Annotated in this window: 21 protein-coding genes; 7 read left to right on the forward strand and 14 right to left on the reverse strand. The window is 69.4% G+C overall.

The annotated features are described in order from the left end of the window. Nucleotides 1-26: 26 nt before the first annotated feature. The 4 genes from AC1XX3_RS04940 to AC1XX3_RS04955 all read right to left on the reverse strand — a co-directional run bounded on the left by AC1XX3_RS04940 (nucleotide 27) and on the right by AC1XX3_RS04955 (nucleotide 4,306). Entirely contained in the window at nucleotides 27-905 is an 879-nt protein-coding gene (locus AC1XX3_RS04940) for a DUF2382 domain-containing protein (RefSeq protein WP_483319952.1), read from the reverse strand. A 150-nt stretch (nucleotides 906-1,055) separates the two neighbouring features. Next, nucleotides 1,056-1,988 (reverse strand): carbohydrate ABC transporter permease, encoded by a 933-nt coding sequence (locus AC1XX3_RS04945; protein WP_483319953.1) that lies wholly within the window; start codon nucleotides 1,986-1,988, stop codon nucleotides 1,056-1,058. Beyond that, a complete protein-coding gene (locus AC1XX3_RS04950; protein ID WP_483319954.1) occupies nucleotides 1,981-2,925 on the reverse strand; it encodes a carbohydrate ABC transporter permease in 945 nt (314 codons plus the stop codon). Before AC1XX3_RS04950 ends, AC1XX3_RS04945 begins: the two co-directional genes overlap by 8 nt. Before the next feature lie 67 nt (nucleotides 2,926-2,992). Beyond that, on the reverse strand, nucleotides 2,993-4,306 hold the full coding sequence (locus tag AC1XX3_RS04955) for an ABC transporter substrate-binding protein (protein ID WP_483319955.1): 1,314 nt from the start codon (nucleotides 4,304-4,306) through the stop codon (nucleotides 2,993-2,995). Between the two features lie 379 nt (nucleotides 4,307-4,685). Here AC1XX3_RS04955 and AC1XX3_RS04960 point away from each other — a divergent pair, with 379 nt between their 5' ends. Further along, nucleotides 4,686-5,981 carry a sensor histidine kinase gene (locus AC1XX3_RS04960; protein WP_483319956.1) on the forward strand — a complete coding sequence of 432 codons (1,296 nt, stop codon included), beginning with the start codon at nucleotides 4,686-4,688 and terminating at the stop codon, nucleotides 5,979-5,981. A 25-nt stretch (nucleotides 5,982-6,006) separates the two neighbouring features. Further along, nucleotides 6,007-6,651, forward strand: coding sequence for a response regulator (locus AC1XX3_RS04965; RefSeq protein WP_483319957.1), 645 nt, complete (start codon nucleotides 6,007-6,009; stop codon nucleotides 6,649-6,651). A gap of 36 nt (nucleotides 6,652-6,687) precedes the next feature. Here the strand turns inward: AC1XX3_RS04965 and AC1XX3_RS04970 are convergent, their stop codons facing one another. After that, complete coding sequence (locus AC1XX3_RS04970) at nucleotides 6,688-8,340, reverse strand: bifunctional 3'-5' exonuclease/DNA polymerase (protein WP_483319958.1); 1,653 nt, start codon at nucleotides 8,338-8,340, stop codon at nucleotides 6,688-6,690. A gap of 98 nt (nucleotides 8,341-8,438) precedes the next feature. Between AC1XX3_RS04970 and ligD the strand changes: the two genes are divergently transcribed. Beyond that, entirely contained in the window at nucleotides 8,439-9,395 is a 957-nt protein-coding gene (gene ligD / locus AC1XX3_RS04975; protein WP_483319959.1) for a non-homologous end-joining DNA ligase, read from the forward strand. Nucleotides 9,396-9,431: 36 nt separating this feature from the next. On the opposite strand, the gene AC1XX3_RS04980 is transcribed toward ligD, so the two are convergent. The 5 genes from AC1XX3_RS04980 to AC1XX3_RS05000 all read right to left on the reverse strand — a co-directional run bounded on the left by AC1XX3_RS04980 (nucleotide 9,432) and on the right by AC1XX3_RS05000 (nucleotide 15,385). After that, on the reverse strand, nucleotides 9,432-11,435 hold the full coding sequence (locus tag AC1XX3_RS04980; protein WP_483319960.1) for a PQQ-dependent sugar dehydrogenase: 2,004 nt from the start codon (nucleotides 11,433-11,435) through the stop codon (nucleotides 9,432-9,434). A gap of 69 nt (nucleotides 11,436-11,504) precedes the next feature. Next, a complete protein-coding gene (locus AC1XX3_RS04985; protein WP_483319961.1) occupies nucleotides 11,505-12,428 on the reverse strand; it encodes an ABC transporter substrate-binding protein in 924 nt (307 codons plus the stop codon). A gap of 28 nt (nucleotides 12,429-12,456) precedes the next feature. Continuing rightward, nucleotides 12,457-13,143, reverse strand: a complete 687-nt coding sequence (locus AC1XX3_RS04990; protein WP_483319962.1) for an ABC transporter permease — start codon at nucleotides 13,141-13,143, stop codon at nucleotides 12,457-12,459. After that, a complete protein-coding gene (locus AC1XX3_RS04995) occupies nucleotides 13,140-13,817 on the reverse strand; it encodes an ABC transporter permease (RefSeq protein WP_483319963.1) in 678 nt (225 codons plus the stop codon). The genes AC1XX3_RS04990 and AC1XX3_RS04995 overlap by 4 nt, the downstream gene beginning before the upstream one ends. Further along, a complete protein-coding gene (locus AC1XX3_RS05000; RefSeq protein ID WP_483319964.1) occupies nucleotides 13,814-15,385 on the reverse strand; it encodes an ABC transporter ATP-binding protein in 1,572 nt (523 codons plus the stop codon). The genes AC1XX3_RS04995 and AC1XX3_RS05000 overlap by 4 nt, the downstream gene beginning before the upstream one ends. A gap of 194 nt (nucleotides 15,386-15,579) precedes the next feature. Between AC1XX3_RS05000 and AC1XX3_RS05005 the strand changes: the two genes are divergently transcribed. From AC1XX3_RS05005 to AC1XX3_RS05015, 3 genes are read left to right on the forward strand one after another with little or no spacing between them, the layout of a single operon-like run. Then, nucleotides 15,580-17,760, forward strand: a complete 2,181-nt coding sequence (locus AC1XX3_RS05005) for a (Fe-S)-binding protein (protein WP_483319965.1) — start codon at nucleotides 15,580-15,582, stop codon at nucleotides 17,758-17,760. Nucleotides 17,761-17,807: 47 nt separating this feature from the next. Further along, nucleotides 17,808-18,482: a hypothetical protein gene (locus AC1XX3_RS05010; protein ID WP_483319966.1), complete on the forward strand. Its 675-nt coding sequence runs from the start codon at nucleotides 17,808-17,810 to the stop codon at nucleotides 18,480-18,482. Next, complete coding sequence (locus AC1XX3_RS05015; protein ID WP_483319967.1) at nucleotides 18,479-19,252, forward strand: DUF4097 family beta strand repeat-containing protein; 774 nt, start codon at nucleotides 18,479-18,481, stop codon at nucleotides 19,250-19,252. The genes AC1XX3_RS05010 and AC1XX3_RS05015 overlap by 4 nt, the downstream gene beginning before the upstream one ends. An 87-nt stretch (nucleotides 19,253-19,339) precedes the next feature. Here the strand turns inward: AC1XX3_RS05015 and dcd are convergent, their stop codons facing one another. From dcd to AC1XX3_RS05035, 4 genes are all read right to left on the reverse strand, one after another. After that, nucleotides 19,340-19,915 (reverse strand): dCTP deaminase, encoded by a 576-nt coding sequence (dcd, locus tag AC1XX3_RS05020; protein ID WP_483319968.1) that lies wholly within the window; start codon nucleotides 19,913-19,915, stop codon nucleotides 19,340-19,342. 17 nt (nucleotides 19,916-19,932) lie between these two features. After that, nucleotides 19,933-21,051 carry an RDD family protein gene (locus tag AC1XX3_RS05025; protein ID WP_483319969.1) on the reverse strand — a complete coding sequence of 373 codons (1,119 nt, stop codon included), beginning with the start codon at nucleotides 21,049-21,051 and terminating at the stop codon, nucleotides 19,933-19,935. A gap of 85 nt (nucleotides 21,052-21,136) precedes the next feature. Further along, complete coding sequence (locus tag AC1XX3_RS05030) at nucleotides 21,137-22,402, reverse strand: FHA domain-containing protein (protein ID WP_483319970.1); 1,266 nt, start codon at nucleotides 22,400-22,402, stop codon at nucleotides 21,137-21,139. Between the two features lie 130 nt (nucleotides 22,403-22,532). Then, nucleotides 22,533-23,384 carry a siderophore-interacting protein gene (locus AC1XX3_RS05035; RefSeq protein ID WP_483319971.1) on the reverse strand — a complete coding sequence of 284 codons (852 nt, stop codon included), beginning with the start codon at nucleotides 23,382-23,384 and terminating at the stop codon, nucleotides 22,533-22,535. A gap of 90 nt (nucleotides 23,385-23,474) precedes the next feature. On the opposite strand from AC1XX3_RS05035, the gene AC1XX3_RS05040 reads away from it, so the two are divergent. Further along, nucleotides 23,475-24,596 carry a class I SAM-dependent methyltransferase gene (locus tag AC1XX3_RS05040; protein ID WP_483319972.1) on the forward strand — a complete coding sequence of 374 codons (1,122 nt, stop codon included), beginning with the start codon at nucleotides 23,475-23,477 and terminating at the stop codon, nucleotides 24,594-24,596. The last annotated feature ends 83 nt before the right edge of the window (nucleotides 24,597-24,679 follow it).

Here is a 24,679-nt window from a genome sequence, read left to right on the forward strand (position 1 = left end):
GCTCTCCCAGCAGACGCCGGGTGGCGTCAGCGGGTCCGACCCTCGGTGTCGGTGTCGATCTGCTCCTTGCGGACCTCGTCGGTGACCGTCTCGCTCTCGGTGACGGTCTCCTTGTCCAGCCGGACGCGCTCGACCGGCACGGCCTCCTTCTCCACCACCGGGCGCTCCTCATGCAGGACCACCTCGTGCTCCTCCTCGCTGATGGCCGGACCGTCCTCGGCTGCGCCTCGGTTGGCGTCGGTGATCGGCTCGCGCTCGATCCGGACTTCCTCGTGGCTGACCGGCACGGTCTGGGTCACCTGCTCGGTGACCACATACTTCTTCAACCGGGCCCGGCCGGCCTCGCGCCGCTCGGTGCCGACGTGGAGCTGCTCCTCGGAGCGGGTCATGGCCTCGTCGGTCGTCGGGCCGGAGGTGTCGTGCCCGACGGTGCCCCGGTCGTTGCCGACCGTGCGGTCACCGGTGCTGCCGTAGTCGACGTCGTCCTGGCCGATCCCAGACACGCCAGCCGTGCCCACCGTGGGATCGCCGGTGCCGCTGGTGGTCGTGCCGCTGGTGGTCGTGTCGTAGTCAGCGCCGCCGGTGGTTGCGATGCCGTAATGCGAATACAGCCGGTCCTCCTCCTCGGGGCTGAGCGAGCCGTCGGGATCGACACGGGGCGCATTCTTGACCCGATCCTTGTCGAAGGTGACGACGATGTCGTTGCCGCTCAAGCGGGCCCCCTCGAGCGGCACGAACGACTCGGAGGTGCCGAACAGTCCCGTCTTCACCGTCACCCAGGTCGGGTCGCCGGTGGTGTCGTCGACGTAGACCTGGCCAACTCCCCCGATCTTGTCGCCATGCTCGGTGAGGACCTTGCCGTTGTCGAGGTCAAGCGCCTGGATCTGGCTCGTCGTGATCGTCATACGATTACTCCCTTTGCGTCCGGTGGGACACAGCTCGTGACTGTGCTGCGCGGAACTGGTTGCGGTCAAGCCGTGGGTACCCACGCTGTTTACGCGGTAAACCTCGACACGCTCGAATCTTCGCCCGACCCGCACCAGGTGTGCGGCAGGTCACTTGATCCCGGTGGTGGCGATTCCCTTGATGAGGAACTTCTGGCCGAACAGGAAGGCGAGAAATACTGGCAGCAGGGAGACGATGGACATGGCGAACATGGCGCCCCAGTTGCTGCCGCCGGTGGAGTCGATGAACGAGCGCAGCGCCAGCGGCACGGTGAACATGTCCGGTGAGGTCAGATAGATCAGCGCCGAGAAGAAGTCGTTCCAGGTCCAGATGAAGGTGAAGATGGCCGTCGTCGCGAGCGCGGGCACCATCAGCGGCAGCATCACGTGCCAGAAGATCTTGGCGTGGCCGCAGCCGTCCAGGCGGGCCGCCTCGTCCAGCTCGCGGGGGATGCCGCGGATGAACTGCACCATCAAGAAGACGAAGAAGGCGTCAGTGGCCAAGAACTTCGGCAGCACCAGCGGAAGGAAGGTGTTCACCCAGCCCAGCTGTGAGAACAAGATGTATTGCGGCACCACCACGACGTGGAAGGGCAGCATGATGGTGAGCAGCATGACGGAGAACCACAGTTTGCGTCCGCGGAACCGCAGCCGCGCGAACGCGTAGGCGGCCAGCGAACAGGAGAAGAGGTTCCCGAGGATGGAGCCGACCACCACGACGGCCGAGTTCAGCAGGTAGCGGCTGAAGGGCTCGGACAGAGCGGTCCAGCCGTTGCTGTAGTTGCTCGTCTCCAGTGTGGTCAGCCACAGGCCGGGCTGACGGAAGATCAGCTCATTGGGCCGCAGCGAGCTCACCACCATCCAGAGCAGCGGATAGAGCATCACGATGCCCGCGGCGATCAGCACGGCATGCTTGACGACCGAGCGGATCCGCGCCCCAGCGCCGCCTCGGCCGCCCGGCCGGTCGGGCTCGACGATCGCCTGTCGCGAATCGGTGACCGGTGCGGTGTTCGACGCGGAGCGGGGGTTGTCGAGGTCAGTCATCGTAGAACACCCAATACTTCGCGGCCAGGAAGTTGATCGCCGTGAACGCGGCGATGATGACGACCAGGATCCAGGCCAAGGCGGAGGCGTAACCCATGTCGAACTGGGCGAAGCCCTTCTGGTAGAGGTACAGCGTGTAGAACATGGTCGAGTCCGACGGGCCGCCGCTGCCGCCCGAGACGATGAACGCCTGGGTGAAGGACTGGAAGGCGCCGATGATCTGCAGCACCAGGTTGAAGAAGATGATCGGCGACAACAGCGGCATCGTGATCCGCAGGAACCGCGTCCAGGTGCCCGCACCGTCAACCTCGGCGGCCTCGTAGTACATCCGTGGGATCTGCCGCAGGCCGGCCAAGAAGATGATCATGGGCGAGCCGAACGTCCACACGTGTAGCAGGATGATGGTGCTGAGCGCCGTGTCCGGATTCGAGATCCACCCGGGAGGCGAGGCATAGCCGACGTACCCCAGCAGCTGGTTCACCAGGCCGTCGCCGCCGAAGATCTGGCGCCACAGGATGGCGATGGCGACCGATGAGCCCAGCAGCGACGGCAGGTAGAAGATCGAGCGATAGAAGGCGAGGCCGCGCATCCCTCGGTCCAGGACCAACGCGATCAGCAACGCCAGCGCCAGCTGCAGCGGCACCGACACGAACACGTAGATGAAGGTGACCTTCAACGAGTTCGCCAGCCGCGCGTCCCCCACCGCCCGGGTGAAGTTCTCCAGGCCCACCCACTCCGGCGCCTGGATCAGGTTGTAGTCGGTGAAGGACAGATACAGCGACGCGATCATTGGACCGAGGGTGATCGCGAACAGCCCGACCAGCCACGGGGCGAGGAACACATACGCCGTCTTGTTGTCCGGGTTCTTCTCCTTGAACTCCGCCCGCTTCTGGCCCTTGGGCCGTCGCATCGAGCTGAGTTCGCCGATGACGCTCATGGCTTCCTCCCGGTCAGATGGTGCAGGACGCGCGTCGAGCGCGGCTGGGTGCGCTCGCCTCTGGAGCTCATGAGGAGATGTTCGACTTCACCTCGTCGACCAGCTTGGTGGCCGCGTCCATCGACGACTGTCGCCCGAACATGACGTCTTGGGCGTAGCGCAGGACGACGTCGGGGAAGTTGCCGGTGCCGACCAATGGCGGCTTCGGTGCCTCACCCAGCTCCGGCTCGATCGTGTCCAAGAACGTGATGACCTTCTTGTCAGACGCACCCAGCTTGGGCGCGATCGCCTCGCGGACCTCAAGGTTCGGCGGCACACCGCGTTCGGTCAGCCCGGCTTCTCCGGCCGTCCGCGAGTTGGCCAGGAAGCTGATGAACTTGCCGGCCGCCTCCGGGTTCTTGGTCCGGGCCGACGCCGACCAGAACATCGACGCCTTGTACCAGAGGTTGGCGCCACCGGCCTCGCCCGTCGTGCTCGGGTAGCGGAGGATCACCAGGTCCTCCCCGGTGGTCTTGTCGAGCGCGTTGACCTGGTTGGACCACAAGAAGCCGAACCCGAGCTTGCCGGTGGCGAAAGAGCTCTGGTCGAGTGCCTTGCCGGAATCCTCGACGATGGTGTCAGCGGGCGGCAGTCCCTTGCCGCGGATCAGCTCCATGTTGTAGTCGAACCACTCAGCGATGTCGGCGGGCGCGAACCCGAGCTCGGTATCGGTGAACAGGGCCTTGCCGTGCTGGCGCAGCCACGCCCCGATGGCGGCGTCGTTGGACATCGGCGACCCGGTGCCGAACGTACCGGTCGGGCTCTTCGCCGTCAGCTCTGCGGCGATGTCGCGAAAGTCGGTCCAGGTCCACGTCTTGTCGTCGGGCAGCTCGATCTTGGCCGCCGCGAAGACCTTTGGGTTGGCCAGGATCACCGGCGCGTTGATGCCGGCGTTCAGCCCCATCAGCCCGTCGGCGCTCTGCCCCGCCTCGACCGTACCGGGGGCGAACTTGGCGGTATCGACACCGTACTTGGACAGGTCGAGCAGAGCCCCGCGGCCGCCGTACTCCCGGATGTACTTCTCGTCCATCTGGATGATGTCGGGGGCGTCGTTGGCCGCCACCTGAGTGGCCAGCTTGTCCCAGTACCCCGACCAGTCGCCCGTCTCCGGCTTGATGGTGACGTCCGGGTTCTCCTTCTGGTACGCCTCGATGATGGCCTGCGTATTGGCGTTGCGGGTGTCGTTGCCCCACCAGGTGAAGCGCTGCTCGACCTTGCCGCCGGCGCCCGCGCCACCGCTGTCGCCGCCGCAGCCGGCTGTCGTGAGTGCCAGGGCCGCCGTGGCGCCGAGTCCCAGGCCCAGGGCCGCCCTACGAGTGATCGCCGGATGATGAGTCGTCATTGACCTTCACTTCCTGTCGAACGGTGCCGCGCAGTGGTGACAGTCCCGAGAACAGGCCGGCATCGACGGACAGCACCGCGGTGGATCGTGCGGTAACCGCTTTCTATCAACCTCCATCTGCGGTGTCAAGGGACCTGCTCGTCGCCACTGCTGTGCATCCCGCCGTTGGAAAGTGCGACCGACGCCACGCTGGGGAACCGGTTTCTCAGCCGCGGCCGGGAAGGTGACTGGTGGGGTTATCCCCACCCCACTTCGGGCTGCCGGCCGGATGGTTGCGCCCCGGCCCGGTGGCCAGGGTGGAGACATGACCTCAACGACTGCAACCCATCCCCACTCAATCCTCGATGCGAGCATGCCCATGACAGGCCACAATGACCTGGTGAGCAGCGATCCGCCGGACATCGACTCGCCCCCCGGCGGCTATCTCGCCTCCACGCCCACCGGCAACCTGATCGCCCGTACCGGGCGCGACCTGGGCTATCTGGTGTCGGCCTTCTTCGTCTCGGTGGCCGGGTTCGTCGTCTGCCTGCCGGTGTTCGTCCTGGGCCTGTCGCTGTCCTGGGCGGTGATCGGCCTGTTCGTGCTGGTCGCCGCCGCGAGGGTGGCCGGTGGGTTCGCCCGGTTCCACCGCAGCCTGCTGGAGCACGCCGGGTACGCCCCCCTACCGCGGCCCCGTTACCCCGTCGGCGGTACTGGCCTTCGTGGTCGGCTGCGGCGGTTGGCCTACGGTCAGTCCTGGCGCGACCTGCTGCACGTGCTGGTGGCCTTCGTCCTCAGCCTGGTCACCTTCCCGCTGGCCATCAGCTGGCTCGCCAGCGCGATCGGCGGGCTCACGTACTGGTACTGGAGTCAGTTCCTGCCGGCCGGCAGCGAGGGTCTGGCCCAGTTGCTGGGCTATCCGGGACATCTCGCCGACGTGGCGATCAACACCGCGCTCGGCTCGCTCTGCCTGGTGACAGCGCCGTGGCTGATCCACGGCTTGGTGACGGTCCATCGTGGTATCGCTCGCGCGCTACTGGTCGACGAGACGTCCGCCCTGCGCCAGCAAGTCAGCGACCTCACCGTCAGCCGCGCCGCCGCGGGCGACGCGGAGCTGCACACCCTGCGGCGGCTGGAGCGCGACCTGCACGACGGCCCCCAGCAGCGCCTGGTCCGCCTCGGGATGGACATCACCGCCGCCGAGCGCCGGATGGACTCCGACCCGGCTGAGGCGCGCTCGATGCTGGGCGATGCCCTGCGCCAGTCGCAGGACGCGCTCAGCGAGATCCGCACCCTGTCCCGCGGAATCGCCCCGCCCATCCTGACCGAGCAGGGTCTGTCGGCTGCCGTCACCGCCCTGGCCGCCGGCGGCAGCGTCCCGACCGTGGTGGACGTCACCCCGATCGAGGTGAGCGAGACCGCGTTGACCGCTGCCTACTACGTGATCGCGGAGTCACTGGCCAACATGGAGAAGCACAGCGGTGCCACCCACTGCTCGATCGAGGTGTGGCAGGTCGGCGACACGGCGGTGGTCAAGGTGTCCGACGACGGGGTCGGCGGCGCCTCGGTGGCCAAGGGACACGGCTTGGCGGGGCTGGTGCACCGGCTCTCCGGCGTGGACGGGACCCTGGCGGTCTCCTCCCCCGCCGGCGGTCCGACCCGCATCAGCGCCACGCTTCCGGCGATCCGCCGATGAGCCGACAGCGAAGCGAGGCGGGCCGGTGCGGGTAGTGGTGGCCGACGACTCGGTCCTGCTGCGGGAGGGCCTGGTCCGGCTGTTGACCGAGGTCGGCTGCAGCGTCGTGGCGGCGGTGCAGGACGCACCGTCGCTGGTCGCGGCGGTGACCGAGCACCGCCCCGACGTCGCGGTGATCGACATCCGGATGCCGCCGACCATGACCGACGACGGCCTGCGGGCGGCGGTGCAGGTCCGCGCCGAGCAACCCCAGCTGGGCGTGCTGCTGCTGTCGGCCTACATCGAGCTCTCGTACGCCGATGCCCTGCTCTCGGACGGACGCGGCGGGGTGGGCTATCTGCTCAAGGACCGGGTCACCTCACTGGACACCTTGGCCGACGCACTGCGGAGCATCGACACCGGCGGCACGGTGCTCGATCCCGAGGTGGTGGCGCAGCTGCTGGTCTCGCGCCGCTCCGACCCGCTGACCCGGTTGACGGCGCGGGAGCGCGAGGTGATGGCGCTGATAGCCGAGGGCCGCAGCAACTCAGCCATCGCCTCGGCGCTGGTGGTCAGTGCCGGGGCGGTGGAGAAGCACGTGTCCAACATCTTCGCCAAGATCGGTCTGCCCGATGTGGGCGCCGACAACCGCCGGGTGCTGGCCGTGCTGGCCTGGCTCAAGGCACGCTGAGCCTTCGGGCCCTGAGGGCGATCCGCGTATGCCGGGTCAGTCCTTGGCCTGACCGTAGTCGTCCACGCAGGCGATCCCGAGGGCGAACTCCACCGGGAAGGTGCCGAACATCAGCCGTCCCGCTGTCGCGGCCGCCGCCCGGACCGCCTCGGTGACCTGGTCGGCGAGGTCGGCCGGGGTGTGCACCATCACCTCGTCGTGCAGGAAGTAGACCAGCTCGGCCCGTCCGCCGGCACCGCTGTCCGACAGCTGCGCCAGCCGTTGGCGCAGGTCCGCCATCCAGCACAGCGCCCACTCGGCGGCGGTGCCCTGGACGACGAAGTTGCGGGTGAACCGCCCCCAGTCGCGGGCCTGCTGCCGGGCTCGGCGCTGGTCGGCGATCCCGGCTTCCAGCTCACCGGCGCGAGCCTGTGTCGCGTGCCAGGCGGCGGGCGGCTCCGGTGAGCTGCGGCCGAGCCAGGTGGTCACCACCCCGCCCCGCTCGCCGATCCGTGCGGCCTCCTCCACCAACCCGGTCGCGGTCGGGTACGCCTTGAGCAGCCGCGGCATCAGCAGGCCGCCCTCGCCGGAGGTCGCGCCGTAGAGGGCGCCCAGCATCGCGACCTTCGCATGCGGTCGGGTGTCGACCACGCCGTCGTCGACCAGGGCCTGATAGAGGTCACCCCGCCGACTGGCCCGGGCCATCGCCTCGTCGCGTGACATGGCAGCCAGGACCCGGGGCTCCAGCTGGGCGGCGTCGGCCACCACCAGCTTGTGACCGGGCTCGGCGACGACGGCCGAGCGCAGCTGCTTGGGCAGCTGCAGCGCACCCCCGCCCCGGGTGGCCCACCGACCGGTCACCACGCCGGCCGGGAGGTAGTCGGGGTGGAACCGCCCGTTCCGGACCCAGGAACGCATCCAGGACCAGCCGTTGGCGGTCAGCACCCGGTTGAGCTTCTTGTATTCCAGCAACGGGGCGATCACCGGGTGCTCCACCCGCTCCAGCTCCCACTGCCGGGTGCTCTCCACCTCGATGCCGGCCGCACGCAGGCACCGCAGCAGCTCCGGCTGGGAGTCGGGGTTGAGGGTGCGGGCGCCGAGCAGCTCGCGGACCGTGGCCGCCAGCTGCTCCAGCCGCGCCGGGCGTCCGCCACCCACCGGCCGCGGGCCCAGCAGCGCGGTCAGCTGCCGATCGTGGACCTGCTCATCCCATGGCAGCCCGACGTGCTTCATCTCCGCCGCGATCAGGGCACCGACCGACTCCGCCGCCAGCAGCAGCCGTAGCCGACCGGCCTGCGGTGACGTCGCCACGGCGGCGTTCTGCTGGTCCAGCTGCGCCGCCACCTCGGCCATCGGCAGGTCGTCGGCCGCCCCCGGCAGGTCGAGCAGGCTCGGCTCGGTCTCGGCCGGGACGGCGTCGGCCGTCCGCCAGCGCGGGTCCGGTGGCAAGGGCGTGGCGAGATAGCGCGACCGCCGCAGGATCGCGTGCCCGAGCCGGAGGTCGTACGCCCGGCGTACCCGGATGCCGTGGTCGAGCAGGAACGGCGCGAAGGTGGTGGTGTCCGCCCACACCCACCGCGGGCTGTGCGCCTCCAGCGCGCGGACCCGCTCGGGCAGGTCGTCCCAGGAGACCACCTCGGGCGGCGCATCGGGGCGGTCCGATCGAGCCAGCTGCACGACGCCGTCGTCCGACACCAGCAGCACGTCCATCGGGTGAGCGTAACTGTCGGGAACGACAGACCCGCGCGGCGTCGACCCGGTTGGCGCTCAGCGGCACCCGGGCCGCCGCCTCGGGCTACGCTCATGCCGTGGCAGAGCGGATCGATTTCGAGGTCGGCGACCGGGTGGTCAAGATCAGCAACCCCGACCGCGTCTACTTCTCGGCGCGGGGGGAGACCAAGCTCGACCTTGCCCGGTACTACCTATCTGTCGCCGACGGGATCGTCAACGCGCTCTACCACCGCCCCTGCATGCTGCACCGCTTCCCCGACGGGGTGGACGGTGAGAAGGTGCACCAGAAGCGGCTGCCGAAGGGCGCGCCGGAGTGGGTGGAGACCGTCCGGGTTCACTTTCCGCGCTACAACCGGCACGCCGACGAGCTGTGCGTGAGCCATCCCGCCGACGTGATCTGGGCTGTGCAGATGTCGACGGTGGAGTTCCACCCCTGGAACTCCCGCCGCGACGACGTCGAGGTTCCGGACGAGTGGCGGATCGATCTCGACCCGATGCCGCAGGCCGGCTACGCCGAGGTACGGCAGGTGGCGTCGATCACCCAGGAGGTGCTGGCCGAGCTCGGAGCCGTCGGCTTCCCGAAGACCTCCGGCGGCAAGGGTCTGCACATCTATGTCCGGATCGTGCCCGAGCACGGTTTCGGCGACGTGCGCCGGGCCGCGTTGGCCTTCGCCCGGGAGGTGGAGCGCCGCGCCGGCGGGTTGGTGGATCTGACCTGGTGGCGCAAGGACCGCGATCCGGCCTCGATCTTCGTCGACTTCAACCAGAACGCCCGGGACCACACCATCGCCAGCGCCTACTCGGTCCGCGGTACGCCCGAGGGCATCGTCTCCGCGCCGTTGCGGTGGGACGAGATCGGCGACGCCGAGCCGGGTGACTTCACCATCGCCACGATGCCGAAGCGGTACGCCAAGATCGGCGACCTGCACGCCGAGCTGGACGAGCACCCGTACCGGCTGGCGGAGCTGCTGGAGTGGGCTGACCGGGACGAGCGCAACGGCGCCGAGGTGCCCGCGGTCCCCGACGCGGACTGACCCGGCATCGATGGGCCGGCATCGATCGAGCCGCAGCTAGCGGACGATGCCGCCCAGGTTGACGTTGCGATACTGCCCGGGGCGGGCGTCGTAGAGGTAGACCGACCCGTTGCTGGACCTGCCGAACATGATCCAGGTGCCGTTCTCGCGGGTCACGACATCGGCCGCCGAGTTGTAATAGGCACTGATCGCCTGCACCTGGGCGCCACGGTCGACCACGGCGTTGCGGTCGGACCCGCTGGACACACCGACCAGGCCGACCCCGGTGCGGGTGTCACCCAGGGCCCGCGCCGACCACAGCGTGAGCGCCGGTCGGCGAACCCAGCTCGAGCCGTTGGCGGTGGCGGTCACGGTCCGCTCGAAGGCGTAGCCGTCGGTGCCGCGACCGGTCAGCGTGGTGACCTTGGTGGACACGTTCGCCGACGCGCCGATCGCTGAGGTGAAGACGCCACCGAGCTGCTGCCAGCCCGACCAGGCGCCGTTCGCGTAGTGCTTGCGCGCGGCCCCGTACGGGGCGGAGCCGCGGACGTACACGTCCAGGGTGCCATCGCCGACCGACGACGCGGTGGGGGCGGCGCTGACGTAGCCGCCGAGGTCCCGCTGACCGGCACGGGTGCCGTTCAGCCACCAGGTGTGCACCACCGACCCGCTGGCGCTGCGCGTCATCAGGTCGATTCGTCCCGCCGCCGACGACGTCACCGACGGCGCGCTGCTGCTGGTCACCCCGGCGTCGGCCCAGCCGCCCCAGGTGGTGCCGTCGTCGGTGCTCCGCTTGTAGTAGACGCGGTCGTCGGTGCTGCGAACGAAGAGATAGAGCTGCGTGCCGGTACGGGCCGCCGACACCCCGACCGGGGAGACGTCCATCCCGGCCCGGTACGCGGGCAGCGGTGCGGACGGGGTGATCTTGGCGATGACGTCGTTGCCGCCCCCGTTGGAGGTGGTGAAGTAGAGCGCGCCGTCGGGACCCTGCTGGACGGTGCGGATCCTGCCGTAGCCCTGGGCCGCCGCCAGCTTCTCCACCTTGGCCACGTTGCCGCCCGCGTCGAGGAAGAGCAGCCGGACCCCGTTGTCCTTGAGCACCGCGACCGCCAGAGCGCCCTGCCATCGTCCCCACGCCTGACCGGTGAGGAAGCCGGCACCACTGGTCGCGATGGTCGGGTTGCCGGAGGACCACTTGGCCCGGACCGCGTTCGGGAACTTCTGCAGATCCGTCATCGGCGTGCTCTCGTCGTAGCCGGGGACGGGGTCCCAACCGTAGTTGCCGCCGCGTCGGATCAGGTTGACCTCGTCATCGCGGCCGCTGCCGTGCTCCGCCGTCCACAGCTCGCTGGTGCCCGGTCGCAGGGCAAGACCCTGCAGGTTGCGGTGTCCGTACGTCCAGACGTAGCGGGCGTTGCCGCCGCGACCGTAGAACGGGTTGTCGGTGGGGATGGTCCCGTTGGACCTGATCCGCAGCACCTTGCCGCCGAGCGAGCTCAGGTTCTGCGGGTTGGTGCCCTGTGCCGCGTCCCCGGTCGCGATGTAAAGGAAGCCGTCGGCACCGAACCGCAGCCGGCAGCCGCTGTGTCGCCCGTTGCTGACCGGGATGCCGCGGACCAGCGGGTTCGTGCCGTCGGCCACCGCAGTCGTGTCCGACGTCAACCGCCAGCGGCGGACCTGGACGTTGTCGGTCGCCTCGTCGGTGGTCTGACAGGTGTAGAAGATCTTGTTCGTGGCCGCTGCCGGGTCGGCCACCAGTCCGAGCAGGCCGCCTTCACTGCTGACCAGTGTGGGCGGCAACGCGAGGCCCACTCGCCGTGGGGCGGCGGAACCACGCTTGGACCAGAGCTGCCCGCCCCGCAGGTCGTAGAGCATCAGGTCGCCGACCCAGGTGAGGTCCCAGGGGATGTTCAGCCCTTCGACCACCCGAGTGATCTTGATCGACGGGTCGGCCGCAGCCGATTGCGGATGCACACCGGACAGGCCGAGTCCACTGATGGATACCAGCAGCGCCAACGCCGCGATCCGCAGGGACCGGGGGGCAGAACGAACTGACGACACGGGTCCTCCAACCAGGCACGCCCCGAGCGTGCGCTCAGACTACGGGCCCGGGGCCTCCCCGCCTAGAGGTCAGATCAGACCCTTGGTGGTCAGGTATTCGGTGGCCACCTGGTCGGGGTCCATCTGGTCGACGTCGACCTTCTTGTTCAACGCCATCAGGTCCTCGGTGGTCAGCGCGTCCTGCACAGCCTCGATGGCCGCCACCGCTGTGGCGTTGCCGCCCACGTCGGCCGACATCAGCGGGATGACGTTCTGCGGCAGGATCATCGCCTGAGGATCCTCAAGCGGGACGAACCCGTTGTCGCCGATGGCGCTGTCGGTGGTGAAGAACTCCCCGACCTGGATCTTGCCCTCCTTGAGGTCCTTGACCTTGATCGGCGGCGAGTCGTAGGCCTTGACCTCCTTGAACTTCGCCCCGTAGATGGACTCCAGACCCGAAGGACCGTACGGCCGGTCCTTCAGCTCCGAAGGTCCGCCGAGGACCGAGTTCGCCGAGACCTTCTTGAGGTCGGCCAGCGAGGTGATCCCATTCTGCTCGGAGAACTCCTTGGTGACGACATAGACGTCCTGGTCGGCGGCCTTGGACGCCTTGCCGACCTTGAGCTCGCCGACGGCCTCCGGCAGAGCGGTCTCGAGCTCGGCGGCCGTAGTGGCGGTGGCGTTCTTGTCGAAGTACGTCAGCAGGTTGCCGGTGTATTCGGGCACCACGGCGATGGACTTGTCCTGCAGGGCCTTGATGTAGACCTCACGGGAGCCGATGCTCAGCTTGGTGCTGGCGTCGACACCCTTCGCCTTCATGGCCTGGGCGTAGAGCTCGGCCAGGATCTGGTTCTCGGTGAAGTTCGCCGAGCCCACCACGACAGGGCCGGAGGCGGCCGAGTCCGAGGGCGAGGAGGACGTGCTGCCGAGCGGGTCGCTGCCACCGCCGCAGGCGGCGAGAGCGAGGGTGGTCACCGCGACGCTGGCGGTGACGAGGATCTGCTTGAATCTCATGGTGCTCCGTTCAGGAGTTCGGACTGGGTCAGGCAGCAGCCGCGACGGTGGCCGGGGAGGTCCTGCGCTTCGGACGAGCCCGCCGACCCGCCGCGTAGCCGAGACCGCCGATGATGACGTCTAGAACGATAGCCAACACCGCAATCAACAGGGCTCCGGCGAACATCTCCGGATAGTTCTGACTGCGCTGACCGTCGACCAGCAGCCGGCCGAGGCCGCCGCTCGGGGTGAACGCCACCACCGTGGCGGTGGCCACCACCTGCAGAGTCGCGCTGCGCAGACCGGAGACGACCAGCGGCAGCGCAAGCGGCCACTCCACCTGGCGGACGATCTGTCCACCGGTCATGCCCATGGCGCGGGCCGCGTGCACCGCTTCCGGGTCGGCGCCGGCCACACCGGCGGAGGTCGCGGTCAGGATCGGCGGAATGGCGAGCACCCCGAGGACCAGCACAATCGGCGCCAGGTTGGTGCCCAGCAGCAGGACGACGAGCACCAGCAGGCCAAGGCTCGGGATCGCCCGGGCGGCGTTGCTGGTGCCGATCACCACGAAGGAGCCGCGCCGGGTGTGCCCGATGAGGATGCCGAGCGGGATGGCGATGACCGCGGCGAGCACCACCGCCAAGGCGGTGTAGTAGAGGTGCTGCACCAGGTAGGTGGTGATGCTGCCGTCGCCCCGCCAGTTCTGCGGATCGAGGAGATAGTCCAGGAGGTTCATGCGATCCGCTTCCCTCGCGCCCAGGGCAGCACCCCGCGCTGGATCAACAAGATGATGGCGTCGGCGATCAGGGCGAGCACAACGGTCAGCACCAGTCCGACGATGATCGGGGTGTAGAAGTCGCGGTTGAAGCCGATGTCGAACAGCTTGCCGAGCGAGCCCAGGCCGATCACCACCCCAACGCTGACGAGGGCGATGTTGGACACCGTGACCACCCGGAGGCCGGCGAAGATGACGGGCATGGCGAGCGGCAGCTCGACGGTGAAGAACCGACGGAAGCCGCCGTAGCCGATGGCGGACGCAGACTGCTTGACGTCGTCGGGCACCGACCGGAGGCCGTCGACCACGCTGCGGACGAGCAGGGCGACGGAATAGATCGTGAGTGCCACGGCGATGTTGATCGGACTCAGGATGCCCGTGCCGAGCACGATCGGCATGACGACGAACAGCGCCAGCGACGGGATGGAATAGATGACGCCGAACACCGCCAGCAGGAAGTTCGCCGCCTTCTTGGTCCGAAACACCAGATAGCCCAGCGGGATGGAGATCACAAAGGCGACCAGCACCGGCAGCACGGCGAGGATGGAGTGCTCCAGCGTGAGCTGGCCGATCATGGCCCGGTTGCGCTCCAACCAGTCCCAGTTCAAGGACTCGTTGCGGATCCAGTCGATCACGAGGTCCTCGTCCCCGCTGCCTGCTCAGCGTCGCTGTGCTCGCCCTCGGCGTGCTCGCCCTCTTGCTCGTCCTCAGCCGAACCGAGCTGGTGCGAGCCGGCGGGTCTGATCGTGGTCGGGGTGTCGTCGGCGGGTGCGGAGCCGGCCTCGTCCTGCTCGTCGGCGTCGTCCGCGGCAGGGCTCTCATCCGTCGCGTCGTCCTCGGCGAGCGCCGCATCGGCACCGGGCCCGTCGACGTCAGCGGACCCGTCGGCGGGCACCATGATCGGCTGCTCTCGCACCATGGTGACCTGGTCTGCCTCGTCCGGTTCGCCCTCGTCCGGTTTGTCCGCGCTGTCCTGGGCACCTGACTCGTCGGCAGGGCCCTGCGGCGCGGAGTCCTGGGCCGGACCGGCGGCAGCCGCGGCCTGCTCCGCCTCGCGGATCGAGACCGACTCGGCAACGGCGACCCGGGCGTCGGTGACCTGGGACAAGATGTCGGCCGCGGTGACCACCCCGGCGTAGCGGCCGGTGGCCGACGACACCGCGACGGCCAGGCCGACCGGGGAGGTCAGAGCCGCGTCCAGCGCGGACCGGAGCGTGTCGTGCTCGGGGTCGAACGTGGCACCGAGCGCATAGAGCTGACCTGAGCGGTGGACGTCGACCCAACCGAGCGGTCGGGCGTCGGCGTCGACCACCAGGTGCGGTTCGCCGGGCGAGGCTGCTTCGGGGTCCCGGACCACCTTGACCCGGCCGAGCGACAGGTTGCCGGCGGACAGGAATGACAACGCGCGATAGCCGCGGTCCCTGCCGACGAATCCCTCCACGAAGTCGTCCGCCGGCTCGTCCAGCAGCTGCTGCGGGGTGCCCACCTGGGCGAGGTGGCCGCCGACGCGGAGGATCGCGACCTGGTCGCCGAGCTTGATGGCCTCGTCGATGTCGTGGGTGATCAGCACGATGGTCTTGCTCAGCTGGCGCTGCAGACCGAGGAAGAGCTCATGCAGCTCGGCGCGGACGACCGGATCCACCGCAGAGAAGGGTTCGTCCATCAGCATCACCAGCGGGTCCGCGGCCAGTGCCCGCGCCACGCCGACCCGCTGCTGCTGGCCACCGGAGAGCTGAGCCGGGAAGCGGTCGGCCTGCTTGCGGTCCAGACCGACGCTGTCGAGCAGCTCCAGCGACCGGCGCCGCGCCTTGGTCTTGTCCCAGCCCAGCAGGCCGGGCACCGTGCCGATGTTCTCCAGCACCGTCCGGTGCGGGAACAGGCCACCGCTTTGGATGACGTAGCCCATCTGACGGCGGACCGCGGTCTTGCGCTTCGAGCGCAGTGGCGCACCGTCCCAGAGCAGCCGACCGCTGGAGGGCTCGATCATCCTGTTGATCATCCGCAGCGTCGTCGTCTTGCCGCAGCCGGAAGGACCGACGATCACGGTGATCTTGTCCGAAGGGACTGTCAGGTTCAGGTCGACCACCGCGGTCGTACCGTCTCGAAACGTCTTGCTCACTGACTCGAACTCGATCACACCGAACTCCATCTTCGTCTGCCGTCGACCACGCACGGCGCAGCGAACCCACTGGTGGAGGGTCACTTCGACCCTAGTCGCCAGTTCTGACAATTCGAGGAGGTCGCCCGGCGTGGCCTCCGATTGACCGGCGGGGCCCAAGTTACCCGCTGGTAACATTGGCCCGGCGCCGTGTCTGCCGGCATGACGCCAGGCACTAGCGTGTGGGCAGAGCTGCGACGCGGAGCGCGGAGCTCGCCCGATCCCGGATGGAGCCGCACGTGAAGATCGTCGCCATCGTCGTCGCCCTCGCCGTCTCGGTGGTGGGTGTCGCTCTCTTCGCCCGCGCCGCGGCTTCGATCGTGGGCGTGGTCAGGCTCGGCCGGCCGGTTCTCGGGCGAACCGACGACAAGCTCGCCCGCTGGAAGCACCTGCTCGCCGAGACCCTGGGCCACACCCGGATGCTCCAGTGGACCCGGGTCGGCATCGCCCACTGGTTCGTGTTCGTCGCGTTCGGCGCGTTGTTCTTCACCCTCGTCACCGCGTACGGCCAGCTCTTCGACCCCCGCTTCGCGTTGCCGCTCATCGGCCACTGGCTGGTCTATGAGTGGGCGAGTGAGCTGATCGCCTGGTTGGGGCTGGGCTCCATCGCGTTCTTGATGGCGACCCGGTTCGTCGCCCGCCGATCCGGCCGACAGTCCCGCTTCTTCGGCTCGCGCACCTGGCAGGGCCTCTACGTCGAGTGGACGATCCTCGGCATCGTGGTCTGCGTGCTTGCGCTTCGGGCGCTGGAATATCAGCTGCTCGGCGCCGAGACGTCGCGGCTGCACTTCCCCCTGACCTGGTTCCTGCTGCCGCCAGGCCTGCCGGCCGGCGGTCTGGAGCTCGCCATCGTGGTGGTGGCTGCCGTGAAGATCGTCATCTCGATGGCCTGGTTCGCGACCATCGGCCTGAACACCACCATGGGCGTCGCCTGGCACCGCTTCACCGCCTGGCCGAACATCTGGTTCAAGCGGGAGTCCTCCGGCAAGCCGGCTCTCGGCGCCCTCGCGCCGCTGGTCGTCGAGGGCAAGCAGGTCGACTTCACCGACATCGAGGACCTCGACGAGGACTCCGCGCTGGGAGTCGGTCGCGTGGAGGACTTCACCTGGAAAGGACTGCTGGACTTCACCAGCTGCACCGAGTGCGGCCGCTGCCAGAGCCAGTGCCCGGCGTGGCACACCCAGAAGCCGCTGTCGCCCAAGCTGGTGGTGATGGACCTTCGTGACCACGCGTACGCGAAAGCGCCATACCTGCAGGCAGCCGAGGCGGCCCGCGAAGACCTGCCCGAGGCGGTTCGGACCGAGGCTGCCCGCCCACTCGTCGGACCGATCCAGGTGGAGAACGGACTGGCCGGCATCATCGACCCGGACGTGCTGTGGTCGTGCACCAGCTGCGGGGCCTGCGTCCAGCAGTGCCCGGTCGACATCGAGCACGTCGACCACATCATGGACCTGCGGCGCTTCCAGGTGATGATGGAGTCGGAGTTCCCCAGCGAGCTCAACGCTCTGTTCAAGGGACTGGAGTCGAAGGGCAACCCGTGGAACATGAGCGCCCGCGGTCGGATGGACTGGGCCAAAGGTCTCCCGTTCGATGTCCCCGTGGTGGGGGAGGACCTCGAGGACCTGACCAGCGTCGACTACCTGTTCTGGGTCGGCTGCGCCGGAGCGTACGAGGACCGCGCGAAGAAGACCACCCAGGCGGTGGCCGAGCTGCTGAACACCGCCGGCGTCTCGTACGCCGTACTCGGCAACGGTGAGACCTGCAGCGGAGACCCGGCCCGCCGAGCGGGCAACGAGTTCGTCTTCCAGCAGCTCGCACTGGAGAACGCCGAGACCCTCACCCAGGCCAAGGCCAAGGCTGTCGTCACCACCTGCGCGCACTGCCTCAACACCTTGAAGAACGAGTATCCGCAGATCGGCGTCGAGCTGGAGGTGGTGCACCACACCCAGCTGCTCAACCGGCTCGTCCGCGACGGTCGCCTGACCCCGGTGGCGCCGCCCTCGGGCTCGGTGGCCGGGCGCACCATCACCTATCACGACCCCTGCTTCCTCGGCCGGCACAACGAGATCTACGACCCGCCGCGTGACCTGCTCACCGTCCTTCCCGACGCCACCGTGGCCGAGATGCCACGCAACCGCCAGACCTCGTTCTGCTGCGGCGCGGGCGGCGCGCAGATGTGGATGGAGGAGAAAATCGGCACCCGGATCAACCTGGACCGGACCGAGGAGGCGCTGACCACCCTGCGTGCCGCCGGCGCCGGCGCGACCCCCGCAGCGATCGCCACCGGCTGCCCGTTCTGCCGGGTGATGCTGTCCGACGGACTGACCGCCAAGCAGGCGGACGGCTCGGCCCCGGCGTCGGTCGAGGTGCTCGATGTGGCTCAACTACTGCTGGAGTCCGTCCACCGTTCATCGCCGTGATGTCACTACCGCTTGTCATGACGCCATTCTGATGTCATGCTGGCGTCATGGACCTTTCTCCGTATCTCGAGTCGGTGCGTCAGGGCGTGGCGAACGCCGCGTCCCTGGCCGACGACAACACCCAGCAAGTGGCGCACCGCCTGGGCACCGCGATCGAGTCATCGACCCGGCTGGCCCTCATCTCGGCGCTCTCCGACGCAGCCGGCAGTATCAGCGCCGACCTGGCCCCGGCCTCGGTCGAGGTGCGGATGGTCGGCCAGAATCCAGAGCTCGTGGTGCAGCTGCCGCCGCCCGGCGCGGAGCCGACGCTGCTGCTCCCCCACCCCGAGCCGGACGCCGCCCCGCCGACCGACCCGGAGCCCGACCTCGACGACGAGCCGGTGGCGCGGATCAGCCTGCGGATGCCAGCCTCGGTCAAGGCCAAGGTCGACGAGATGGCCGACGCGGACGGCATTTCGACCAACGCCTGGCTGCTCCGTGCCGTGATGGACGCCCTCGGCGACCGTCGCCGGGGCGACACCGGACCGGTACCGCCGGTGCCGCCGGTCCCACCGGTCCCGCCGATCTTCGGCGACGACGGCCCGTTCGGACCCAACGGTGTGTTCGGTCCCGGCGGCGTGTTCGGGGCGGGTGGCGTGTTCGGCGGCAACAAGGAGGAGCGTCGCTCTGCTCGGAACCGGGATCGCAGCATCGGCGGCAAGGTGCAGGGGTGGGTCAAGTGAGCGTCCGCAGCTTCGTCCTGGACAACATCCGCCACGTCAGTGTCGTCGGCGTGGGCTCGGGCTCCATCGCCGTCGAGGCCGGACCCGCCGCCAACAGTGTGGAGGGCAGCCTCAACGCGGACGACTCCGACCTCCTCGATGCCATTGAGGTACGTCAGGACGGCGACCGGCTCCGGATCGAGGTGCCGAACCACGCCGGGCGTTCTTCGCGGATCCGGATGCGGCTCGGCGTCCCGCCCGGCCTGACCTACGACGTGACCACCGGCTCCGCCGACGTGACCATCACGGCCGCCGCCGAGCGGTGCAAGATCGTCACCGGTTCCGGAGACGTCGTGGTCGATCGGGCCGTCGACCTGACCTGCTCCTGCGGGTCCGGAGACATGCGGATCGGCGAGCTCGACGGCAGCGGCGCCCGGCTGTCGTCGGGGTCCGGCGACGTCACCGTGGAGGTCGCCCGTTGCCCGGTCTCGGCCAAGTCCGGCTCGGGTGACGTGGTGATCCGTACCCTCCATGGGGCGGCCCTGCAAGCCAGCTCGGGTTCGGGCGACATCTCGGTGCCGTCCACCAGCGGCTCGGTCGACCTCCGGTCGGCCTCGGGCTCACTGACGGTCGGGGTGGCCGACGACCTGCCGGCCTGGCTGGACCTGAACTCGATCAGCGGCCGGATCCGGATCGCACTGGAGCCGAGCGCCGAGCCCTCCGGCGGCGAGCCGTTCGTCTCCATCCGGGCGCGTACGGCCTCCGGCGAGATCGCGATCTATCGAGCCTGATCATCAGATCGGTGCGCCCCCGGCGCCGGGATCAGATCGGTGCGCCCCCGGCGCCGGGATCAGATCGGTGCGCCCCCGGCGCCGGGATCAGATCGGTGTGCGGTGGAAGTTCAGGTGCGACAGGCTCTGCGTCGGCCCACGCTGACCCTGGTAGCGCGAACCGTAGACCGAGGACCCGTAAGGGTGCTCCGAGGGCGAGGTGAGCCGGAAGAAGCACAGCTGGCCGATCTTCATCCCCGGCCACAGCTTGATCGGCAGGGTGGCCACGTTGGACAGCTCCAAGGTCACGTGCCCGGAGAATCCCGGGTCGATGAACCCGGCCGTCGCGTGGGTGAGCAGACCGAGCCGGCCGAGGGAGGACTTGCCTTCGACCCGGGCGGCAACGTCGTCGGGCAACGTGACGACCTCATAGATGGAGCCCAACGCGAACTCGCCGGGATGCAGGATGAACGGTTCGCCCTCGGCCGGCTCGACCGGACGGGTCAGCTCGCTCTGCTCCTCGGCCGGGTCGATGTGCGGATAGCGATGATTCTCGAAGACGCGGAAATAGCGGTCGAGGCGTACGTCGATGCTGGAGGGCTGCACCATCTCCAGGTCGTACGGATCGAGCCCGATGCGACCGGCACTGACCTCTGCCTTGATATCGCGATCCGAAAGCAGCATGGCCTGACCCTACTGCCTCAGTCGACCCGGACGATCTCCAGCCAGTGGTCCCCCAGCGACACGATGTTTCCCGCGCTGACCTGGACCAGGTCCCCGGGCGGGCAGGGGGTCGAGACCCCGGTGGCGTCGGTCACGGTCGACCCGTTGGTGGAGCCTCGGTCCATCACGTACATGCCGTTGGCGTCGACGCCCAGCGCGAGGTGGGTCTTGGACACTGTCCGGGTCTCGTCGGCGAGCTTGATCAGCTCCGCGTCATCCTCGCCCGGACGACCCTGCGGGTTGCGACCCAGCAGCACCAGGCCGGTGATCGGCAGCTCGCGCCCGTCATCCAACCGCGCCACCCACCCCTCGTCGAGTGGTCGGTGGTCGACCTCAACCGGCGCGGCCGGGGTCGGAACCGGTGTCGGGGTCGGGGCGGGAGCCGGCAGCAGTCGGGAGTCCGGGTGCGCCGGGTGCGCCCCTGCGCTCGCCGGCGGCGCCTGCTGCTGCTCGGGATAGCCACCGACCGGCGCGCCGGTGGTGGCGGGCTCCTCGAGCTGAGCGGCGTACGGGCTGGTCCGTGGGCCGTAGATCGGCTGCGAGCCGCCGCTCGGCGTGGACTGGCTGGGCAGCGACTCGCGCGCGACGTCAGGCCGCGCCTGCGGCGGAGCGAGCACCCGTTCCTTGATCACCACCGAGCTGACGGCCAGGTCCTGCAGCGCCTGACGACGCGGGTTCTGCAGCAGCAGGACCACCATCACGATCACGCCGAGCCCGCTGCCGGTGAGGACGCCCACCACCAGGGCGCGAAGCAGAAACCGCAGCCAGCCGATCGGCCGGCCGTCGGCGAGACCGACGAGCTGCAGCTTCATCAGCCGCATCCCCGGACCGGCGGCCTTGGTGGCGAACATCCACCACACCAGCACGAACCAGGCCAGCGACACCAGCGTCTGGACAATGGCCAGCACCACAATGGCCGTCGTGGTGTCGACGGTGAGGGCGATGGCCTGGCAGATCCCGATCACCACGGCCGGCACCAGCGAGTCGATCAGATGGGCGACGAAACGTCTGCCGAGGCCGCCCGGCTCCACGCCCGGTGGCAGGCCGGTGTTCCGCAGCTGGGGCGAGGGCTGGGGCACTGGCTGGGTGGAGTACATGAGACGTTGCTCCTATCGGCGGACGTTCGGGTCTTCGGTCGGAGAGATCAGCAGGTCGTTGGGGTGCGGCCGTCGGGTCCGGGGGTCACCGGGGCGCCTCGACGACCAGGGCGACGCCGTCGCCGATCTCGAGCACGGATCCGGGTTCGACCACGACGGCCACCCCGGGTTCCAGTCGTCGGGGCGGGTCGCCCGGACTAGCCGGCACCAGCAGGGTCCCGTTGGTGGAATGCAGGTCGGTCACCGCGACCTGCCAGCCGTCGGGCGCCACCTGCACGTGCGTCCGGCTGATGTCGTGGCTGGGACTGGGCACCCACATCAGCCGCGGGTCCATTGCCTCGCTCCGGTCACTGGTCGGCGCGCGGCCCACCAGCACCGGCCGGTCCACGTCGACGGCGACGCCGTCGGGACCCCGGAGCCGGGCCAGCACCGGCACGGTGACCAGCCGCGGGCTCTGCGGCGGGATGGGGCTGCCACAGAGGCGGCAGTGGCCCGCCCTGGGCGGGTTGGTGTGTTGTTGCGGACAGAACGCCGCCAAGATGAGTGACTCGCCGGCCATCCCGAGGTCGGCGGCCGCCGGCGGCAGCTGCGCGGTGGGTGGCAGCGCCATCAGCTCGGTGTCGGCGTTCTCCTGCTCCGGACCGCCGGCACCGGGCGGCGCCGAGGTGCCGCCCGCCCAGTCAGGCCAGTCGGTCTCGGCGCCCAGCTCCTCGATCGCACCCGGTGGTGGGACGGGATCGGCGGCGTGGTCGGCCTCAACGTCGAACGGCTCGGTGTCCTCGCCGTCCTCGCCGACAACGTGCTCGGACTCGCCGAATCCGAGGTCGCTCACCGGGGTGGTGAGCTCGGCGGACGCTGGGCCGGCGGCCTGCGGCGAGGTGACCCGCGACTCCACCCGGGCGTCCAGCACGACCGAGGATGCCAACACGGCGCCGATGACGACCGGCAGCTCGATCGGCGTCGGGTCGTCGGCATGCTCCAGGTCGACCCGCACCTGGTCCACGCCGCGCAGCCCGATCTCGCTCCAGGTCTGGACCCCATCACCGTCGGCCACGACCCGGCCATCGACCAGGTCGCGAACCGTCACCGCGCCCCGGACCAACGAGCGCATCCCGTCGCCGGTCCAGAAGAAGGCAGCGAAACTCGGCATGGTGTCGATCCGATATGTGGCCAGCCGCGCCGCGACCTCGGTGATCGAGGCGGAGGCAAGCACCTCGTCCCACAGGGTGCCGACCAGAGACGACCAATCCTCCGAGGCCGGCTCCAACACGACCAAGGACGTGGGCCCGGACAGCACGATCCAGTCACCGGGCGAGTAGGTCGCCCGCCACTGCCCCAGCTCGCCGGTCATCAACGTGTCCCCTCGTCGGTCGCGCGGACTCGATCGCCGGGCTCTTCGGGCCCCGGTTCACCGGTAAGGATAAGGCCACCCCGCACAAGCTGCCGCGGAATGAGCCGCCGCTGACCGCGCGGGCGCCCGATCAGCTCGCGGCAGCGGCGGCCTCCTCCTCCTCCATCGCCTTGGTGAACTCGCCCTTGGTCGCCTGCCAGCGATCTTCGGTCAGGCCGGTACGCCAGTAACCGGAGATCGACACCCGGGACCGCTCGAGACCCTGCTCGAGGAAGAGATAGCGACGCAGGGCCTTGACCATTTCCGCGTTGCCGTGCACGAACGCCTCACACCGACCCGGCGGCAGCTCGGCCGCACGTACGGTCGCCGTCAGCGCCTCGCCGTAGCCGAGGCCGTGCTCGTCGCGGTGCACCCAGGTCACGGTGGTCCGCGACGTCACCGGCAGCGGCTGGTGGTGGTCGGCGCCGGCAACCTCGAGATAGACGTCGGCCCGCGCGTCGGCGGGCAACCACTCGAGTGCGGTCGCGATCGCAGGGATGGCGGCCTCGTCCCCGACCAGCAAGAACGTGTCGGCATCCGGCGACGGCGCCCACGCACCGCCGGGGCCGAAGAAGCCGATGGTCTGGCCGGGCTGGGCCTGCGCAGCCCACGGGCCAGCGAGTCCGGTGTCGCCGTGCAGCACGAAGTCGATGGCCAGCTCGTTGCGGGCCCGGTCGAAGGAGCGGATGGTGTACGTACGGGTGACCGGCCACCGCTCGGCCGGCTCGGTCTCCCGGATCGCCTCGGGGTCGAACGGCCACCGATAGTCCGCCCCCCGCGGCGGAAAGAGAATCTTCACGTAGTGGTCGGTGTAGGCGAGCTCGGGCAGCCCCCGGAGATCCTCACCGGTGAAGAACACGCGGACCATGTCCGGGGTGAGCTGCTCGGTCCGGACCACGGTCGCACTGCGGGCCACGCGCTTGCGTGGAGAAGGCTGGGACAAGTTGGTTCCTCTGGCTCGGTCGCTGCGCTGGCGAGTAAGGATAGCCTTACTCAGCGCTCGGTGCGGCCCGGGTCCGACACAATGGCGGACGTGACCAGCCCCGACGACAACTCAGCCCAGGATCATCAGCCCAGCTCCGATCCCGATGCGATCGACCGGATCATCCTTGCCGAGGCCGCTCCGCTGCTGACCGCCGGCCAGACCCGCGTCGTGGTCCTCGACGACCTGACCGGTGGCCTCGTCACGGGCGTGGACGCGGCGGTTCCGGTCCGGCTGTACTGCGACTCCCTGCTCGCCGAGCGCGCCAGCCGGGCCGCGGCTGAGCGTACGCACCGCGCGGTCGAGGTCCACGACGCCCTCGACGAGTCGCTCCTGGGCGGGGCCCAGGTGGTGCTGCTGCGGTTGCCGAAGAGCCTCGCCGCTCTCGACGAGATCGCCGAAGCCGTCGGGCGGTACGCCTCGCCGGACGCTGTGTTGATCGCCGGCGGTCGGGACAAGCACATGAGCCGCGGGATGAACGCCGTCCTCGCCGACCACTTCGACCTGGTGCAACCGAGCCTGGGCCGCCAGAAGTGTCGAGCGCTGCTCGGCCGCGGACCCCGTCGTACACCGTCCTCGACGTATCCGCGGCGGGTCGAGCACTCCGACCTCGACCTCACCGTCTGCGCCCACGGCGCCGCGTTCGCCGGCACCGGGGTGGACCTGGGCACCCGCTTCCTGCTCGGCTTCGCCGACCGGATGCGCCCGGCGACCCGCGCCCTGGACCTGGGCTGCGGCACCGGCATCTTGGCCACCACGCTGGCGCGGCGCACCCCCACCGCCACGGTGATCGCGGTGGACGAGTCGTGGGCGGCCTGCCGTTCAGCCCGGGCGACGGCGGAGGCCAACGGGGTGGCCGCCAGGGTGGACGTCCATCGCGGCACCGACCTGAGCGAGGTCGCGGACGCCTCCATCGACCTGGTTGTGTGCAACCCGCCCTTCCACCGCGGGACCACCCGCGACAGCACCGATGCCTTCGCGATGTTCGTCGAGGCGGGTCGGGTGCTGGTCCCGGGTGGTGAGCTGTGGACTGTCTACAACACCCACCTGCCGTATCGGGATGCGCTGCGCCGAGCGGTGGGCCCGACCGGCATCGTCGGCCAGAACCGCGCCTACACCGTGACTCGCTCGACGCGTGGCGAGCAGGACTCGAGCGCCTTGGAGCAAGGATAAGAAAGGGCACCCGCAGGGGGGTGGCAGGTGCCCTTTCGATCGAGAGGGTCGTCAGTGCGACGACCGCAGTGACGGGTCACGCA

The organism is Microlunatus sp. M237 (genome assembly GCF_056896895.1).